We start from the raw sequence: 19,441 nt of genomic DNA on the forward strand, positions 1-19,441 counted from the left end.
ATACTTTAAAAAAATGTGTTTGTAATTCCGAAAAGAATTGCAAATAAAAAGGTACTTAATGCTACTTTTTTTAATTCTTTATCTAGTTCTGCAGGAATTTTATTTTCTGATACTGTTTTTACATTTTTAATTAACGGAATAAAAGCCATTAAAAATACAAATTGATAAACAGATTCAAAAGTTAAAAAGACAAAAGTTAATGCAGAAATTAAAGCTCCGAAAATTAAACAATAATGATATTTTTTTGCTTTCTCAGTTCCTAATTTAACAACTAAAGTATTTTTATTATTCTTTTTGTCTTCTTCTCTGTCTCTTAAATTATTTAAATTTAAAACAGCTGTACTTAATAAACCTATTGAAATTGCTGGTAAAAATATAGCAAAGTTGATACTTTTTGTAAATAAAAAATACGAACCCACAACACTTAATAATCCGAAGAAAATAAACACAAAAACATCTCCAAAACCAGAATAACCATAAGCTGAATTACCAACTGTATATTTAATTGCTGCTGTTATTGAGGCAATACCAAGTAAAAAAAACAAAATAGAATAACCAAAGTTTTCACTACCAAAAGAAACATATATTAACAGTATTGCAATAATTAAAGTGATTATTGTAGTTACTATCATTGCCCTTTTCATTTGTTTGGGCGTAATTGCACCAGAAGAAACCATTCTTGCTTCTCCTGTTCTGTTTTTGTCTGATCCTTTAATTCCATCTCCATAATCATTGGCAAAGTTAGATAATACTTGAAAGCCTATTGTGGTTAGAATTGCTAGCCAGAAAATTTCAGATTCAAAAATTGAAGGGCATCCAAAACAACAACTAAAAACATCTGGAGAGTTTAAATATTCAAAATGACCTAAAAAACTCCCCACAATTATCCCTGAAACAGATAAAGGTAAAGTTCTTAAACGTGCTGCTTTTATAAAACTTTTTACATCCATTCTTTATTTGTATTTTCTACTTTGTATAAAGTATGATTATAAATATTTATGGCATCAGAAAAAGGAATACAAGGAATTTTTATTTTACCTGAAGCAGTTTGTAAGATTATATCTGCTACATTGCTTCTTTTCTGAAAAATAGTTTGCTTCATTTTAATATTTTGCACTTTAAAAATTTCTAAATAAGTAATGTGAGTTTCTAATAAACCTTTACCAACCAACAACATAGAATCAGAGGTTTTATAAAAGCGTTTTTTTACTTTTGTAAAGACCAAAAATACAACAATAGGTATCACTAAAAGAATAGAATAGAAGATTTCAATACGAGAAAATGTTAAATATAATGCTGTGTAAACTATAATTAAAAATAAAAAAGTGAAAAGAAAAATTCTTCTCTTATAATAATTATCAGGAAATTTTTTAAGACTGTTTTCTACATCAGAAAAATGAAATAAACTATTTTTTATAGTTTCTATTTGATCTTTTTTACAACCAACTATACGTATTAATTTTTCTTTCTTTTTATTGTTTGTTTTACCACTTACAGCTTGCTTAAAAGTAACAAAATAAATACCTATTAATCGTTTTAAAGGGTTTGTTGATATTCTAATATTCTGAACCTTTCCCTTTTTTAAAACAATAGATTTCTTGGTAAATAACCCTTGATTAATTTCGAATGCGTTTTCTTTTAAATATACCTTTAAATTAAAATGCACTAAGAAAACTCTTACAAAAGATGTTATTAATGCAATTACAATTAGTGCAATTAATAGTATAAATATTAAGAATACACTTGCTGTTAGTGCATTAGTGTTTTCTTTTATAAAACCATCTAAGATTTCTGTTTTACCAATACTATCTGTAAATTGTTGTAATTGCTGAAAAAAACCAATTAGTAGTGCTAAAAATAGAAATAAGTTTTGCAAATGATTTTCGGTTAAACTTACTTTAAACAATTCTTTAACATCAATATTTAATAATGGTTTTATTTCTGTTTCTATATTATTTTCTGAATTAAATTCTTTATTTGTTGTAATAATTTCTTTTAATGCTGTTGCTTTTTCTAAGGATAGTGCTTTAATAGAAATTTCGGTTTTACTTGTACCAGCTGTTTCTATACTAACTTCATAAACATTAATGATTTGCTGAAATATATTTTGTTTAAAGTTTATGTTTTGAATTCTATGAAATGGTATAGCTGTATTCGTTTTTTTTAAAATGCCTTGATTTAATATAAAATGCTCATCTTTAATTTTAAACTGGAAATTTTTATAAATTAAGATGGCTCTTATCAATAAAAAAAGTAAAACAAAAATAAAGCCTGCATAAATGTAGTTTACATTAAAACTTGATATCTCAGAGAAATCTTTAAAAACTATAAACAACAATAACCAAGTTGCTTTTAAAACCTTGTAAATAAGTGCTGTGTAAATAACAAAAATTCCTTTTGGAGATTGTTTTGAGAAAGAAGAAAAATCAAAAGAATTATTCATTAATTTTTGTACTTATAAATTCTTTGATTTGCAGAGCTGTTTCTTTTTTAATGCCTTTTATTACCAAATCATCACTACTATCGCCTGCTGTATAAACGCTTAAAGAAGACAAGCCAAATAATCTTGAAAAGGGTTTTTCGTCAGTTTCTACGTGTTGAATTCTAGAGAAAGGTACTGTCGTTAATTTTTTAACAATTAAACCTTCTTTATAAGAAATATCTTTTTCTCTTAAAGCATATTTTCTTTTAGAAAAACTCATTTTTTCAAAAATAAAAATTAACAAAAAAAGAAATGTAAATAACAGATATAGGTATAAAATATATTCGTTTAAATAATCTGGAAAAACGAATTGATGCAACACAATTAACCCAGCTAAAAACAAACCAATAACTAAAAAAAAATTGATTAAAATTACCTTAAAGTAACTTTTATCAATTTTCTTAAATTCAATTTTTGTAATATCTGGTAATTCTGACACTAAATCATTTTTAAAATAATTCGTCATAAAAAACTACTCTTTAATATAAAATTCTTCGTTGCTTAAAACCAAAGCTTTTTTAATATCAATTCTGTCACTTTCTTTATTATATGGTACTATAAAAGCATCATCTAAACCAATTTTTTTAATTTCTTCTTTAAATAAAGTTGCTGTTGTGTAACTAGAAAAAACTCCCAATTGATAAATTCGTTTGTTTTTATTTTCAATTTCTTTAAAACTAAAATTTTCTTTTGTACTAATGTCTAAATCTAATTTTTCGAAAACGCCTAATTGAATGGTATAAATTACATCTGGATTAATAACAGCAGATTTTAAAACTGATGATTTTGGTTCAGAATTTATTCGGTTTAATAAAGTAACTATTTTTTGCTCTTTAGTTTCTAAAACAGATTGTGCATTTGAATGCTTTGAGTAAAGGAATATTGATAAAAAAACAAGTATAATGATTGCAATAATTAAAATAATAATATTTCTTCTATTTGCTTTTTTCTCTTGATTAGATTTTAGTTTTAAATCTACAAAACCAGCCTGTAGTTTTTCTTTATCGATTTTTAACTTATCTAATTCTGAGTATAATTCATTAAGTACTTCTTCTTTTATTATTGGCATGATTAAGGTTATAAATTATTAGCTTCTGCAATTAACTCTGCAATATCCTTTACAACTACTTCTGCTTCTTTTTCCTTAAATTTTATTCCATCTGTCATCATAGTATTGCAATAAGGGCAACCTGTTGCAATAATATTTGGTTTGGTTTTTAAAGCATCTTCTGTTCTTAAAACATTAACTTCTTTGTTACCAGGCTCAGCATCTTTAAACATTTGTGCACCTCCTGCACCACAGCATAAAGCAGTTTCTTTATGACGTTTCATTTCTGTTAAATTAACGCCCAATCTTCTTATTAAATCTCTTGGAGATTCGTAAACTTCGTTAGCTCTACCTAAATAACAAGGATCATGAAACGTAACTCTTTTACCTTTTAAAGTAGTATCATCTATATTTAAACGACCTTCTGATATTAAATTTTGTATGAATTGTGTATGATGATACACTTCGTATTTACCTCCTAAAGAAGGGTATTCATTTTTTAAAGTATTAAATGAGTGCGGGTCGCAAGTCACAATTTTTTTAACTTCATAACCATTTAAAACCTCAATATTCATCATGGCTTGCATTTGAAACAAGAATTCGTTTCCTGCTCTTTTTGCTGCATCTCCTGTAGAAGTTTCTTCAATACCTAAAACTGCAAAATCCACTTTTGCTTGATGTAATATTTTAACAAACGCTCTACTTATTTTTTTTGCTCTATCATCATAACTTCCTGCAGCACCAACCCAAAACAACACTTCTGGTTGTTTGCCTTGAGCCATCATATCTGCCATTGTTGGTACTATCATAAATTACAAATTTTGAATTATGAATTATGAATTTAAACAATTCGTAATTGATAATTATTAATTAAAAATTGTTTATTCTTCGTTTGCCCAGTTTAATCTGTCTTGTTGATTATATTGCCAAGGAGCTCCATTATTTTCAACATTAGTCATCATCATATTTAATTCTTGTGGAGCAGCACTTTGTTCCATAACTAAATACCTTCTCATATCCATAATAATAGATAATGGGTCTATGTTTACAGGGCATTCTTCTACACAAGCATTGCAACTTGTACATGCCCAAAGTTCTTCTGGAGAAATATAATCGTTTAGTAATTGCTTATTATCATCAACAAAAACACCATTATTAGCATCAATATTTCTACCAACTTCTTCTAAACGATCTCTTGTATCCATCATAATTTTACGAGGAGATAGTTTCTTACCAGTTAAGTTTGCAGGACAAGAAGACGTACATCTACCACATTCTGTACATGTATAAGAGTTTAATAATTGCACCCAATTTAAATCTGTAACATCTGATGCACCGAATTTTTCTGGCACAGTTTCTTCTGCTCCTTCTTCTGGCATTGCATAAGGATCTGCATCAGGGTCCATCATTAATTTAACTTCGTTAGTAACTGATTCTAAATTATTGAATTGTCCTTTTGGATTTAAATTTGCAAAATATGTATTTGGGAATGCCAATAAAATATGTAAATGCTTTGAATAATATAAATAGTTTAAGAAAACTAAAATTCCTAAAATATGAATCCACCAAGCAGTTCTTTCAATTGCATGAATTGTATCTGAAGAAAAACCATTAAATAAGGGCGCAACAAATTGACTTATTGGATTTCCAATCCCTGCTTGTTGAAATGTTGGATCAGTGGCATTCATCACCAAAAACAAGGTCATTAAAACCATTTCAAAATAAAGGATGTAATTTCCATCATTTTTTGGCCAACCTTTCATTTCTTTACTTAAAAAACGTTTAATGTTAGATACATTTCTACGTAACCAAAAGATAACTACTGCAATAAAAACTAAAGCAGCTAAAACCTCGAAAGTACCAATTAAAAAACCATAAAAAGCATTGCCTAAAACACCAAGAAAAATTCTGTGTGTGCCAAAAATACCATCAATAATAATTTCTAAAACCTCAATATTTATAATGATAAAACCAACATAAACAATAATATGCAAAAATCCTGAAAAAGGTCTTTTTACCATTTTAGATTGCCCAAGAGCAATCATCATCATATTTTTTAAACGTTCAGACTTTCTGTCTGATCTATCTACATCTTTCCCTAATTTGATGTTTCTTGATAATTTTTTGACATTCATCACAAAAAAACCAATACCTGCAATTAAGACGATAATAAAAAATATGTTTGGTAAATATTGCATTCTATAAAAATTAAATTAATATAACATTATTCTTTGATAAACAACAAACTATCTGGAGCTGTAGGAACGTATTCTTTAGGTTTTTTACCAAATAAAGAAAAATGAACATATCTCTTAGGATTTGTTTTTAAATCTCTTAATAACTGTTCTAATTCTTTTGATGCTGCTTCCATATTTTTATACAAGTCATCATCATTAATTAACCTACCAATAGTACCATCTGTTGAGTTAATTTTAATTGATAATTCGTTAAAATTGTCTACAGCATTTTCTGCTTTCTGTACAATTTGATTAAAGTTAACTGTTGTTAAACTATCTGAAAGTTTATTTAAGTTACCAGTAATATTTTTTGCATTCTCTAAGGTTATTTTTAAGTTTTCTTTATTATCAGAAACTAAATGGTTAACAGATGTAACAGCTTGTCTTAACTCATAAATAGTTGCAGCTAAATTGGTTACTGAAGAATTTATACCAACAATAGTTTCGTCATTTAAAACTTTATTTATTCCGCTAAACAAAGTATCTGCTCTTACTATAACTTTTTCTAATTTTGTTTGTAAGGGATCTAATCGTTCTCCTATAGATGTTAATAAGCCAGCTTTTATTTCTCCTTGTAAAGTATCTGATGTAACAGCAAGTTCACCTTCATAACTTGGTATAATTGCTAAATTAGAACCAGATAATGGGTTTGGTGAATATATTTTTACAATACTTTCTTTAGAGAATTCAATATCATTTTCTAAAGTGAATCTAACAACTAGTTTTCCTTTTTTACCAGGATTATTGTTAAAATTAATATCTTCTACTTGTCCTACTTTTAAACCATTTATTGTAACTAGACTAGCTTCTGTTAAACCACCTACATTATTATATTCTACAATAAACTCTCTTGCTGAGGGCGAAAAAACATCATGGCCTTTTAAAAAATTATAGCCCCAAAAAAAAGCAACTACAATTAAAATAGCTATTATACCGGTTTTTAATTCTTTTGACATATTTGGAAATTTACTAACAATATTACTAATTATTTTTGGTTGCTACCATCAAATTTAATTCATTTTATACACATCTTGTACAGCAACTTTTTCTCCATTTTTAAAAGCAACCATAAAAGCTGATTTATATCCTTTTTGTTTTGCAATCTTTAAAGATTTTAAAGCCTCTTTATATGAGTTACTTACACCATAATAATATTTGTAATAACTACCAACTTGCACTCTCTGAATATTTGATAAACCCTTAAAATTATAAGATTTTGTAGGTATTTTATTTTTACCAGAAGCAATTTGAATTTTAAATTCTACAACATCTACATTAATATTATTATATGTTTCTTGGTTAACTGTATTTAATTTTAAATTATTAATGTATTTTTTTAAAGCATCTACAATTGCTTTACCCATTTGTTGTTGTCCTTTAGAAGAATTTAAATATCTACCTTCATTTTTATTGGTTAAAAAACCCAATTCTACCAAAACACTTGGCATAATTGTTTCTCTTAATACTTGAAAATTATCTTGTTTAACCTTTCTATTATTACGTTTTAATTTATAGGCAAAATTACTCTGAATTAAACTGGCTATTTCTAAACTTTTATCTAAATTTTCTTCTTGTAAAAGCGACAAGCCAATTACAGATTCTGCAGAATTAGAGTCAAAACCTTTGTATTTTTCTTTATAATTATCTTCGTATAATAAAATTGATGCATTTTCTCTCTTAGCAATTTCTAGGTTTTTTTTATTACCCCTTAAACCTAAAACAAAAGTACCTGCCCCAAAAGCATTAGAGGTATGAGAATCGCAATGAATAGAAACAAACAAATCTGCTTTAGCTGTATTTGCAATTTCTCCTCTTTTCCAAAGATCTGGGTAAGTATCTCCTTTTCTAGTATAAATAACTTTTATATCTTTTTCTTTAGATAAACTTTCACCAACTATTAACGCTACTTTTAAAACAATGTCTTTTTCTTTATAACCATTTCCTAAATTACCAGGATCTTTACCTCCATGACCTGCATCTATTACAATAGTATATACCTTTTGTGCGTTTATTATTGATGATGACAAGAAAACAAACAAAGAAATGACTAAAAAGAATAGATTTTTTAAGTTGATATTAAATTTGTGGGCATGTAAATTATTCATCAATAAATTTTAACTAATTTTGGCTTCATTAATTTTGTGTTTCAAATATTGAGCCATACTTTTACTCACTACAAAAATAGTATTTATAGCATTGCAAACAAACCTATCATACTTACTTTTATTTTGCTGCTTCTTTGTAATAAAGAATAGTTTTTCACAAGATATAAAATCCAAAGAAAAAATAGTAATACCTACTGTAGTAAAAGACACGATTAATCCGAAGAAAAAAGACTCTTTAAATACAATTAACAAAGATTCTATCTTTCAATTTAAAAAAGATAGTTTACTCACAAAACAAATAGATACCATTGTTAATGATTCTTTAAAACCAAAAGAGTCTATTGATGATATTATTGTTCATGTAGCAAAAGATTATACAATTCAAAATGCTAAAGACCAAACAGTAACTTTATATAACGAAGCCAATATTACTTATACTGATATAGATTTAAAGGCTGGTACAATTGTTATTGATTATAAGAAAAATACACTTTTTGCAAAAGGGATTATAGATAGTACTGGTTATGCACAAAGACCAGTTTTTAAACAAGGTGGCCAAGAATCTGAACAAGATTCTATATTATATAACTTTAAAAGTAAACGTGCTTTAATTTATGGTTTAAAAACCAAACAAGGAGAAATGTTTACTTATGGTGAAAAAACAAAACGTGTAAATGATTCTACAATTTATATCAGAAAAATAAAATTTACTACTTCAGAAAAAGAAGTGCCAGATTATTACATCAAAACAGATAAAGCAAAATTAGTACCAGGAAAAAAGATTATTGTTGGTTTTAGTAATTTAGTTTTGGCAGATGTACCCACACCACTTGTATTGCCTTTTGCCTATTTCCCTATGACAGAAACAAGTACATCTGGTTTTTTAATGCCATCTTTTGATACAGGAAGTAGTAACAGAGGTGTTGGTTTACAAAATGGTGGTTACTATTTTGCTATTAATGATAATGTCGATTTAAATCTTACTGCAGATGTTTGGGCTAATGGTAGTTGGGGTATTAGAACTAACTCAAATTATGTAAAACGCTATAGGTTTAGTGGTGTTTTTAGTTTTGATTTCGAAAATATTATTAGTGGTATTAGAGGTTTTGATGATTTTAGTAAAAGCAATAATTTTAATGTAAGGTGGAGCCATAGTCAAGACTCAAAAGCCAGTCCTAATTCTAGGTTTTCTGCCTCAGTAAATTTGGGTAGTAGTAGCTTTTTTAGAGAATCTCTAAACCAATATAATGTAGCACAAACCCAAAATAATACTTTTAACTCATCTATAAATTATAGTAAAACTTTTGTTGGTACACCTTTTAATATGGCCCTTACAGCTACACATCAACAAAATACAAATACAGAAAGCATAACTATGACTTTGCCTTCTTTAACTTTAAATATGAATAGACTTTATCCTTTTCAAGGAAAAGGAGGTATAAAAAATAATCCTATTCAAAAATTAGGTTTTAATTATAATATGCAAGGTCAGTATTTAATTAACACCACAGATGATGAGTTTTTAACTAGTAAAATGTTTGAAACAGCTAGAGCTGGTGCACAACACAGCACAAGTACTAGCACCAATATAACAGCCTTTAAGTACTTTACATTATCACCAAGTGCAAATTATGAAGAAACTTGGCAATTTGATTATATTCAAAAAGAATATGATGAAACTAGTAATGTTGTTGTAACTGATACTTTAAGAGGTTTTAAAACCTATAGAGAATATAATATGGGTGTTAGTTTATCTACGAACATTTATGGTACTTTCAACTTTAAAAAAGGAAGACTAAAAGCAATTAGACATACCTTTAGACCTACAATTTCATATTCTTACAGACCCGATTTTAAAGATAAATTTATTAAAGAAGTACAACAAAGTACAGACCCAACTGACTTTGAAGAATACACAATTTTTGATCAAGGAATTTACGGAGCTCCATCCTCTGGATTAAGTAATTCTATTGGTATCTCTTTAAATAATGTTTTAGAGGCAAAAGTAGCCCCCAAAGACCCAGATAGTGATGAAGAAGATGAAAAAGTAATGCTCTTAAACAACTTAAATTTTAGTTCGTCTTATAATATTGCTGCTGATAGTTTACGTTGGTCTAATGTTTCATTTAATGCTGGTACTCGTTTATTTAAAGATAAATTAGCGTTAAACTTTACTGGTTCTTTAGATCCTTATCAAGCAATTGATGTAGATGGAAGTACTGTTAGAATTAATGAATTTAATTCTTTTCCTAGATTATCGAGTGCAAATTTAACCGCAAATTATTCTATTTCTAGTACTGATTTTGATAAATCGAAAGAGAATGATAAAGATAAAAATGGAAATGGTGCAAACAATCCTCCAGATACAATGGGTGCTAATATAGACCCTACAAATGATCAAGGTAGAAGAACTACAGCAAAAAATGAAAAAGGAGGAACTACAAAAACAGACTTATATAGAGCTAAAATACCTTGGTCTTTAAACTTAGTCTATTCTGCTAATTATAGTAATAATGGTATAGAACCTGGAGAAGTTGGTGTACATACTTTAGGTTTTAGTGGTAATATAGAATTATCACCAAAATGGAAAGTGGGTTACTCTTCTGGTTATGATGTTAAAGGTGGTGCTTTCTCTTTCTCTCGATTTAATTTTACAAGAGATTTAGATAGTTGGCAGTTTAACTTTAACTGGGTTCCTTTTGGTACAAATTCTTCTTACACCTTTTTTATTGGTGTAAAATCATCTACACTTTCTGATTTAAAATGGGATAAAAACAAACCACCAGATAGAGTTTTATTTTAATTATAGATAAAACACTTCTTCAAAATCTTTTATTATTACCCTTATTTAAATTGATATTTAAAGATATTAAACTTACATAAAAATGAAAAAAATAATAACAACTAAGTATGCTCCTGCTCCTATTGGCCCATACAATCAAGCAGTTTTAAGTGGAAATACTTTATATACTTCTGGTCAAATTGCAATTAACCCAGAAAGTGGTGAATTAGTTTTAGATTCTATTGAAAATGAAACCAAACAAGTAATGCAAAATGTAAAAGCTGTTTTAGAAGCTGCAGAAATGACCTTTGATAACGTAATTAAAACTTCTATTTTTATTGCTGATATGCATCAATTTGCTAAAATTAACGCCATTTATGGAAGCTATTTTAATGAAGAAACTGCTCCTGCCAGAGAAACTGTAGAAGTAGCTAATTTACCAAAATTTGTAAATGTAGAGATTAGCGTAATTGCTATTAAATAGCTTTAATTAATAAATTTGCAGTAGAAGGATTTGTTGCTAAAGGTACATTATGTACATCACAAATTCTTAATAACATAATAATATCTGGTTCATGAGGATGTTTTGCATGTGGGTCTCTAAAAAATAAAACCATATTACATTTACCTTCAGCTACTCTACTTGCTATTTGAGCATCACCACCAATTGGGCCTGACAAAAACTTAGTTACCTTAAAACCTGCTTTTTCTGCTTTTAAACCTGTTGTACCTGTAGAAATTAATTGAATTCTTTTTTGAAGTAATGTTTCTTTGTGTTCATTTAAAAATTGAACCATTTCTGCTTTCATGCCATCATGAGCTATAATTGCTATTTCCATATTTAAGTTTAAAATAAAAGCCTAAGTGTAATTTCTTACACTTAGGCTTAAAAATTATATAATTATTTTTGTTTATAATGATGCAGAATATTCTACTAAATCTACTAATTTAGTTGAATAACCGATTTCATTATCATACCAAGAAACAACTTTTACAAAGTTATCATTTAAAGCAATACCTGCATTTGCATCAAATACAGAAGTACGAGTTTCACCAACAAAATCTTGAGAAACTACTAACTCTTCAGTATAACCTAAAACACCTGCCATTTCATTTTCTGAAGCAGATTTCATTGCTGCTTTTACTTCTTCGTAAGAAGCACCTTTTTCTAACTTTACAGTTAAATCTACAACAGAAACATCCATAGTTGGTACTCTAAAAGCCATACCAGTTAATTTACCATTTAATTCAGGAATTACTTTACCTACTGCTTTTGCAGCTCCTGTAGAAGAAGGTATAATATTGTGTATTGCTGCTCTACCACCTCTCCAATCTTTATTAGAAGGGCTATCTACAGTTTTTTGAGTTGCAGTTGCTGCGTGAACAGTTGTCATTAAACCTTCTGCAATTCCGAAGTTATCATTTAAAACTTTAGCAATTGGTGCTAAACAATTTGTTGTACAAGATGCGTTAGAAAAGATAGTATCTGAAGCTTGTAATTTTGTGTGGTTTACCCCCATTACAAACATTGGTGCATCTCCAGAAGGAGCAGAAATAGCTACTTTTTTAGCTCCACCTTGTATGTGTAAATCAGCTTGCTCTAAGCTTTTGAAAATACCAGTACATTCTAAAACATATTCAGCTTCTACTTCATCCCATTTTAAATCAGCTGGGTTTCTTTCTGCAGAAATTCTAATTTCATTACCATCAACGATTAATTTACCATCTGCAACTTCTACAGTACCATCAAAAGCACCATGAACTGAATCGTATTTTAACATATAAGCTAAATAATCTACGTCTAATAAATCATTTATTGCAACTACTTGTACATTTTCTCTTTTAACTGCAGATCTGAATGCTAATCTACCAATTCTACCAAATCCGTTAATTCCTATTTTAATCATCTTATTCTTGTTATTTATGTTATACAGACATTATATCTGAAACTCGTATTAATTCTTTATTTATTTTTGATTGTCCTTTAATTGCTTTTTCTAATGGTGTAACAGTTATTTTATCGCTAATTAAACCTACCATTAAATTAGATTTACCATCAATTAAACTTTCTACAGCCTTTACACCCATTCTACTTGCTAAAACACGATCAAAACAAGAAGGAGACCCCCCTCTTTGCATATGACCTAAAACAGATACTCTAACTTCATATTCTGGTAAATGTTCGTTTACATAATCTTTCAATTCAAAAACATTTTTACCTGTTTTATCACCTTCAGCAACAATTACAATACTAGAAGATTTACCAGATTGTTTACTTCTTCTTAAAGATTCTAATAAACGCTCTAATCCTAAATCTTCTTCTGGTATTAAAATTTCTTCTGCACCTGCACCTACACCAGCATTTAATGCAATATGCCCTACATCTCTACCCATTACTTCTACAAAGAAAAGTCTGTTGTGTGATGATGCAGTATCTCTAATTTTATCGATAACATCTACAACTGTATTTAATGTTGTATCGTAACCAAGTGTATGAGAAGTACCTTCTATATCATTATCTATAGTTCCTGGAATACCCATTACTGGAAAACCAAATTCTTGATTAAAAACTAACCCTCCAGTGAAACTACCATCTCCACCAATTACAACAAAAGCATCAATTTTTGCTTTTTGTAACTGCTCAAAAGCTTTCTGCCTACCTTCTTTAGTCATAAATTCTTTAGACCTTGCAGACTTTAAGAATGTACCTCCTTTATTGATTATACCTTTTACACTACGTGCATTTAGTTCTATAAAATCCCCTTCAATCATACCTTGATATCCTCTATAAATACCTGCACACTCTATTTTATAAAAAGCACAAGTTCTTACAACAGATCTGATTGCTGCGTTCATACCTGGAGAATCCCCTCCAGAAGTTAAAACGCCTATTTTTTTTATTTTTTTCATATTATTATGATGTAAAAATAATTCTTTTTAATGATTTAAAATAATAAAGTTACGAAAACGTTATAGCCTTAAAGTCCCTTATTTTAAAAGGAAAATTAAAGATTCTGACTCGAAATCGTTTTCATTTTTTTGATTAGTAATTGTTATAAAATCTTTGCGGAAATGTTAATGATTAATTCCCTTCAAAATTTATTAATTGATTCTTTTTAGGTTTTAAAGTATCTTTTTTTACAAGATTTTCTGATTTGTTTATGGCTTTCTTCTTTAAACCAATTTTAGTAAGTAAACCTGATATTGTATTAAAATTAACTTGATACGATAGACCTACACCCTGAGTGTAGCCTTCTTCTTCTTGTGAGTACTGAATTTCGTTTTGACGATTAAAAATAATACCTCTAAAGTTACCATCTGTATTTAGTAATACTTCTACCTTTACCTCACCAACAACACTAGATTGAGTTTCTGCACCTACAGGTACACCTACTTTACCATTAATTATTACTCTTTCACTTACTTGAGTGCTAACAGATAAATCAAATTGATTATCAATATTTAATCGATCTATATCATTAACTTCTCCTTGTTGATAGTCTAAACCTAATTGAAACTTACTATCTGGACTGTTTAATAAATTTGAAAAAGCGCCTGCAATTGCACTTGAGGCTGTGCTAGTAAGTGTATTATTAACATCGAAACTAGCATTATCTGGGTTTCTAAATGAATTAAAAGCTAATAATGAAATAAACTGAGTGGTTTTTTCATTTACATTATTATCATTTAAAATAAATTCTAACTCACTTGCTATGGTTGGGTCTACATTTGTTAGTTGAATATCTAATTCTTGTTTAGAATTAAATAAATCTCCAGTAATTCTCGTTACTAAATCTATTTCTTCTTTTCTATTAGAATTAAAGTTTTCTAATAAAACACCAGGATTAGCTTTTGCTGTATAAATGGCTGTAACATCTAAATTAGCTTCATATGGGTTACCACTCCAAGAAACTGTACCTCCTTTTTGAATTACAAATGGTTTATTAATTATACCTCCATATTTAAAATCATATACTCCATTATCAATAATATAATCACCAAACATATCGAATTTACCTCTTGTATCTATTCTTATTTGTAAATTCCCTGAGCCTCTACCAGATAATTGGCTTCCATTAATTTCATCAATTACAACTTGTGCTTCTGCATCTTTAGTAACCTCTATATCTATGTTTAAAGACAAGTTTTTAACTGCTTCTTCTGCTAATTGCTTTTGCCTGTCTTCTGTACTAATTTTGTCTGTTTTAAAATGTATTAAACTGTAACTATCTACAGTTTCAACATCTTTTAAAGGAACTACAAACTTTGTATTTGCATTGGTTTTTGCATTAACAGTAATATCTAATTGGTCTGTTAAACCAGTTATATTTGCTGTACCATCCATAAAAGCTGTACCATAATACAATGCTTCTTCTGTATTTTGTGTATCTAAAACTAATAGATTGTTAGTGTCTATTTCTAAATCTAAAAACCATTTTTCAAAATTTTGATGTGTAATACTTCCTAAAAATTTACCTTTAGATTTATATTTTGTGTCTACTAGATTTATATCTTCTAAAATAAACGATTGTTGATCTAAAGTAACAACAGACAAACCATCAAAATCATAATCAATATTTAAATATGGGAATTTTAAACCTGCGTTTTTAAGTGTTAAACTACCTTCCATATCTGGGTTCCCTAAAAAGCCTCTTAAGTTAAAATTACCTGAAACACTACCTCTTAAAGAAGAAATTACATCTTGACCTAAAGGACTAAATGCTTCTAATTGATAATCTTCTAAAAACACCTCTAAATCTATTATAGGTCTTTTATTTGAAAAATCTAAAACACCTGTTGCTGCAATACTTTTTACTTTATCATTTTTTATTGATAAATCTACATTGTATTTTTCGTAAGAATTGTCACCAATAATATTAATGGCTAATTCTCCTTGATTAAAATTATTGACTTCAAAATCTTTGATTACTAAAACTGCTTCTGGTTGATAAATATTATCGTTTTGTACAAAATCTAAATTACCAGAAACCTTACCTTTTAATGCTAAACTATCTATATCTGGCATAAAACTTTGTAATTTAACCTTTGTAAAATCAGCAAAAAACTTCTTTTCAGAATCACCTTTTAAATTTCCTTTAAATTTAATTTCTTGTTGACCAGATGTTAATTTAAATTGGCTAAAATTAAACTCGTTATTACTTAAATCAAAAGTAATTTTATCTGTATTTTTTTCATCAGGATTAATTTTCCAAGCTGTATTTTTTAATACAAACGTAGATTTTTCGAAACCTAATACAGATTTTTCTTCTTTATCTATAGTATAGAAAAAATCTAAATTAAAGTTTTCGTTATTTTTTAAACCACCATTAAATTCTGATTTAAAAAATAAAGTATCATTTTGAGTTTTATTAAGTAAGTTTAATTTAGATACTTTATAATATTTTGTATTTACTTCTGATGCTGTTAAATGCGAATTATAAAAAGGGTTTTGATTGTCTGTTCTTAATAAAATTTCTTTTAACTCATTACCATAAACATCTATTCTTGGCGATGAAAATGTAAGTTTTAATTGGTTTTTATTAGATTCTATTTTACCTTTAATCTTGGTATTATCATCAATATAAACTTCAGGAAAAAACACGTTTACAACTTGATTGTAGATAGTAAAATTAAAATCTAGGAATTGATTAGGTTTAACCTCAAAAGGTTGATAATTTGCATAAATACTACCCAAAGCATTTTGTGCTACTCTACCTACCTCAGAAAAAGTAAATTTACCTTCTATAAAACCATTTGCAATATCTTCTGATGTTAAGTCTATTCTTTTAATACTATCTCTTACAGATGATGAAACTTTAAACTCTTTAAAACTAAATTCTTCTTTTTGATTGGTATAATACACATCTTTAAAAACAGCATTACCAACAATATCATCGAAAGTATTACCTTCTACATCTAAGACTATTAAACCTTTTAAATTAGCTATACTATCTCTAGTAAAAAGGTTGGTTTCTTTTAAATTAAGATAAGTAATATCTGATTTAAAATCGAACTTATTTATTTCGTTAGATAAATCTGCTAAACCATTAAAGTCCATTTTAAAATTGGTATCATCAATTTTTAATTCACCATCAAACTTATTGTTTTGGTACAAACCATTTGCAGAAATATTTTGATAGTTATAGTTCTTAAACTCAAATTCAGATACGTTTCCTAAAAATTTAGTGTTAATGTTATCTAATTTAAAACCACTACCATTTACATCACCTTTTAAAGAAACTTCACCAAATAATGGATCGTTAAAAAAAACACCTATATTAAAATCTTGCAGCTCAATTTCTCCATTATAAGTAGCATAGTCAATATTATCTATATTACCAATTTGTAAATCTGAAATTGTAGAACCAATCTGAGAGTTTACAATAACATCTGCCTGAATTTGAACAGGTGTAACTTTAACATGACCTTTTAAATTAAACTTACCAAGTTTCTCAAAATCTGTAGGTAGAGTTTTACCTAAAACATTGGGTAAAATATTTTTCAACTCTTTATAAGTTGCTCTTAAATTGGCTAAATCACCTTCAAAAATAAAACCTCTTTCTGTTCTTAAGGCATTTACAAAAGATAAATCTCCATTTATAAACAATCCTTTTTTAGAAGAAAGGTTCAATTTTTTAACTTCAAAATTATTTAGTTTTCCGTTAACTTTTCCGCTTTTTAAACTAAGTATATCATTACCATTTAATTCGTTATAAAACTTTTTAACGTCTTGAATAGCTATTTTACTATCTTTAAATTGCGCGTTGATTTGTACTTTATTATTAAAATCTATTAGGTCTTCTCTTTTGTAAGTAAAATCTATATTGGCTTTTATATCTGTATTCTTGGTTTGCAATGTAGTTTCTAAAAAATGCATTGCAGTTTTAGTGTACTCAAAATTAGTAGTTAAATTGGTGATTTTTAATCCGTATTTATCAGTAAAATGTAAACCCCTAATGTTTGTAGAAAAGTTTGGCCCTTCTATTGACAAATCTTGTAAATTACCACCTGCATTTTTTGCAAAATAGATTACTGAATCTGTCTTTCTTGCATCAACAATTTTATAATTTAAATTATTTACATAAACATTTGATGACCTTAAAATAAATGGATTAGCCAATGAGTCTTTAGGCTTACCATCATCAAAAGAATCTATAAAAACAGAAAGGTTATCATCATCTTCTCCTTTATAAGTTTTCATGTAAAAAAAAGCATCATCTAAAGAAATACTTTTTAAATTAACTTCGCTATCTATAATTCTTTTTGCATTTAATATTGAAGTACTTAACTTATTTACATAAATTAAGGTGTCTTTATGATGGTCTTTTATCTTAACCCCTTTTAATTGTACACTACCTAAGAAAGATAGATCTACTTTTTCAATAGTTAAATCTGTACCAAAATCCTTATTAACTTTATTAGTTAAATAATTACCTATTTTTGTTTGTACAGCAGGTATAGAAAGTATAATACTTATAAACAATAAAAAGAGTACAAAGTACCCTAGCCATTTTAGTATTATTTTTCCTTTATTTTTGATGAGATTTGTTATTTAAAATTGAAAACTATATAATTAACCAGCAAAAATATTGCCAATTATTACAAATAACGTGCAAATTTAATAAACTATTAAATATCTATAATTAAATTTGAAAACATAGCTAAATTTATACTTAATTTTGCAATACTTTAACTGAATTCATGAACAAATCCATATATATTTTAGCAATTGAATCTTCTTGCGATGATACTAGTGCATCTGTAATCTGTAACGCAAAAGTTTTAAGTAATGTTGTTGCTAACCAAGAAGTACACTCAAAATACGGAGGTGTTGTTCCAGAATTAGCTTCTAGAGCTCATCAACAAAATATTGTGCCAGTTGTACAACAAGCTTTAGAGCAGGCTAATATTACAAAAGAACAATTATCTGCTATAGCTTTTACCAAAGGCCCAGGTTTAATGGGGTCTTTACTTGTTGGTACCTCTTTTGCTAAATCTTTGGCTTTGGGTTTACAAATTCCGTTAATAGATGTAAATCATATGCAAGCTCATATTTTAGCGCATTTTATTGAAGAAGAAAACAGTAAAATACCAGAGTTTCCTTTTATCTGTTTAACAATTAGTGGTGGCCACACACAAATTGTTAAAGTTACTAATCATTTTGAAATGGAAATTTTAGGGCAAACTATAGATGATGCAGTTGGAGAAGCTTTCGATAAATCTGCCAAAATTTTAGGCTTAGCTTATCCTGGAGGACCTTTAATAGACAAATACGCAAAATTAGGTAACCCAAAAGCTTACCCATTTACCAAACCAAAAGTGGGCGATTTAGATTTTAGTTTTAGCGGTTTAAAAACAGGTATTTTGTATTTTATTCAAAAACAACAACGAATTAATCCTAATTTTATAGAAGAAAACTTAAATGATATTTGCGCTTCTATACAATATACAATTGTAGAAATTTTAATGGACAAATTAAAAAATGCAGTTAAAAAAACCGGAATTAAAAGAATTGCAATTGCTGGTGGAGTTTCTGCAAATTCAGAAATTAGAGCAAGATTACAATTGGCAGAAAAACATTTTGGTTGGTCTACTTACGTTCCTAAATTTGAATACACAACTGATAATGCTGCAATGATTGCAATTACTGGCTATTTAAAATTTTTGAATAATAATTATGCAGATGTTTCTGTAACTGCTAAAGCTCGTTTAAAGGTTACAGAATAACTTTTTGTTAATATTTTTTTTACGATAAAATAATGTTGTTTTTTTGTAAAAAATTATTCT

Annotated in this window: 15 protein-coding genes; 3 read left to right on the plus strand and 12 right to left on the minus strand. The window is 27.8% G+C overall.

The genetic code is table 11. The features are described 5' to 3' along the window. Positions 1-5: 5 nt before the first annotated feature. The 8 genes from menA to ACJJVK_RS14925 all read right to left on the minus strand — a co-directional run bounded on the left by menA (position 6) and on the right by ACJJVK_RS14925 (position 7,872). Positions 6-950: a 1,4-dihydroxy-2-naphthoate octaprenyltransferase gene (menA, locus tag ACJJVK_RS14890; RefSeq protein WP_405567402.1), complete on the minus strand. Its 945-nt coding sequence runs from the start codon at positions 948-950 to the stop codon at positions 6-8. Beyond that, positions 941-2,443: a PH domain-containing protein gene (locus ACJJVK_RS14895; RefSeq protein ID WP_405567405.1), complete on the minus strand. Its 1,503-nt coding sequence runs from the start codon at positions 2,441-2,443 to the stop codon at positions 941-943. The genes menA and ACJJVK_RS14895 overlap by 10 nt, the downstream gene beginning before the upstream one ends. Then, positions 2,436-2,948, minus strand: coding sequence for a PH domain-containing protein (locus tag ACJJVK_RS14900; protein ID WP_405567407.1), 513 nt, complete (start codon positions 2,946-2,948; stop codon positions 2,436-2,438). Before ACJJVK_RS14900 ends, ACJJVK_RS14895 begins: the two co-directional genes overlap by 8 nt. Before the next feature lie 6 nt (positions 2,949-2,954). Continuing rightward, positions 2,955-3,551, minus strand: coding sequence for a hypothetical protein (locus ACJJVK_RS14905; protein WP_405567408.1), 597 nt, complete (start codon positions 3,549-3,551; stop codon positions 2,955-2,957). Positions 3,552-3,559: 8 nt separating this feature from the next. After that, entirely contained in the window at positions 3,560-4,339 is a 780-nt protein-coding gene (locus tag ACJJVK_RS14910; protein ID WP_405567410.1) for a (Fe-S)-binding protein, read from the minus strand. A 72-nt stretch (positions 4,340-4,411) separates the two neighbouring features. Next, on the minus strand, positions 4,412-5,728 hold the full coding sequence (locus ACJJVK_RS14915) for a 4Fe-4S dicluster domain-containing protein (protein WP_405567412.1): 1,317 nt from the start codon (positions 5,726-5,728) through the stop codon (positions 4,412-4,414). Between the two features lie 26 nt (positions 5,729-5,754). Then, positions 5,755-6,723, minus strand: a complete 969-nt coding sequence (locus ACJJVK_RS14920) for an MlaD family protein (protein WP_215996043.1) — start codon at positions 6,721-6,723, stop codon at positions 5,755-5,757. Positions 6,724-6,777: 54 nt separating this feature from the next. After that, positions 6,778-7,872 (minus strand): N-acetylmuramoyl-L-alanine amidase, encoded by a 1,095-nt coding sequence (locus ACJJVK_RS14925; RefSeq protein WP_405567415.1) that lies wholly within the window; start codon positions 7,870-7,872, stop codon positions 6,778-6,780. A 91-nt stretch (positions 7,873-7,963) separates the two neighbouring features. Between ACJJVK_RS14925 and ACJJVK_RS14930 the strand changes: the two genes are divergently transcribed. Then, a complete protein-coding gene (locus ACJJVK_RS14930; protein ID WP_405567417.1) occupies positions 7,964-10,675 on the plus strand; it encodes a putative LPS assembly protein LptD in 2,712 nt (903 codons plus the stop codon). Between the two features lie 82 nt (positions 10,676-10,757). Then, positions 10,758-11,138 (plus strand): Rid family detoxifying hydrolase, encoded by a 381-nt coding sequence (locus tag ACJJVK_RS14935; protein WP_405567420.1) that lies wholly within the window; start codon positions 10,758-10,760, stop codon positions 11,136-11,138. Here ACJJVK_RS14935 and ACJJVK_RS14940 read toward each other — a convergent pair. The 4 genes from ACJJVK_RS14940 to ACJJVK_RS14955 all read right to left on the minus strand — a co-directional run bounded on the left by ACJJVK_RS14940 (position 11,131) and on the right by ACJJVK_RS14955 (position 18,137). Further along, a complete protein-coding gene (locus tag ACJJVK_RS14940; RefSeq protein ID WP_215996039.1) occupies positions 11,131-11,493 on the minus strand; it encodes a methylglyoxal synthase in 363 nt (120 codons plus the stop codon). The two genes, ACJJVK_RS14935 and ACJJVK_RS14940, sit on opposite strands and share 8 nt — an antisense overlap. 72 nt (positions 11,494-11,565) lie before the next feature. Continuing rightward, positions 11,566-12,561 carry a type I glyceraldehyde-3-phosphate dehydrogenase gene (gene gap, locus ACJJVK_RS14945; RefSeq protein ID WP_215996038.1) on the minus strand — a complete coding sequence of 332 codons (996 nt, stop codon included), beginning with the start codon at positions 12,559-12,561 and terminating at the stop codon, positions 11,566-11,568. 19 nt (positions 12,562-12,580) lie between these two features. Then, a complete protein-coding gene (gene pfkA / locus ACJJVK_RS14950; RefSeq protein WP_215996037.1) occupies positions 12,581-13,564 on the minus strand; it encodes a 6-phosphofructokinase in 984 nt (327 codons plus the stop codon). Between the two features lie 172 nt (positions 13,565-13,736). Further along, a complete protein-coding gene (locus tag ACJJVK_RS14955) occupies positions 13,737-18,137 on the minus strand; it encodes a translocation/assembly module TamB domain-containing protein (RefSeq protein WP_405567422.1) in 4,401 nt (1,466 codons plus the stop codon). 218 nt (positions 18,138-18,355) lie between these two features. On the opposite strand from ACJJVK_RS14955, the gene tsaD reads away from it, so the two are divergent. Further along, positions 18,356-19,381: a tRNA (adenosine(37)-N6)-threonylcarbamoyltransferase complex transferase subunit TsaD gene (gene tsaD, locus ACJJVK_RS14960; protein WP_405567425.1), complete on the plus strand. Its 1,026-nt coding sequence runs from the start codon at positions 18,356-18,358 to the stop codon at positions 19,379-19,381. Positions 19,382-19,441: the final 60 nt, after the last annotated feature.

The organism is Polaribacter sp. Asnod6-C07 (assembly GCF_045063625.1).
In the GTDB taxonomy this organism is placed as follows: Bacteria; Bacteroidota; Bacteroidia; order Flavobacteriales; family Flavobacteriaceae; genus Polaribacter; species Polaribacter vadi_A.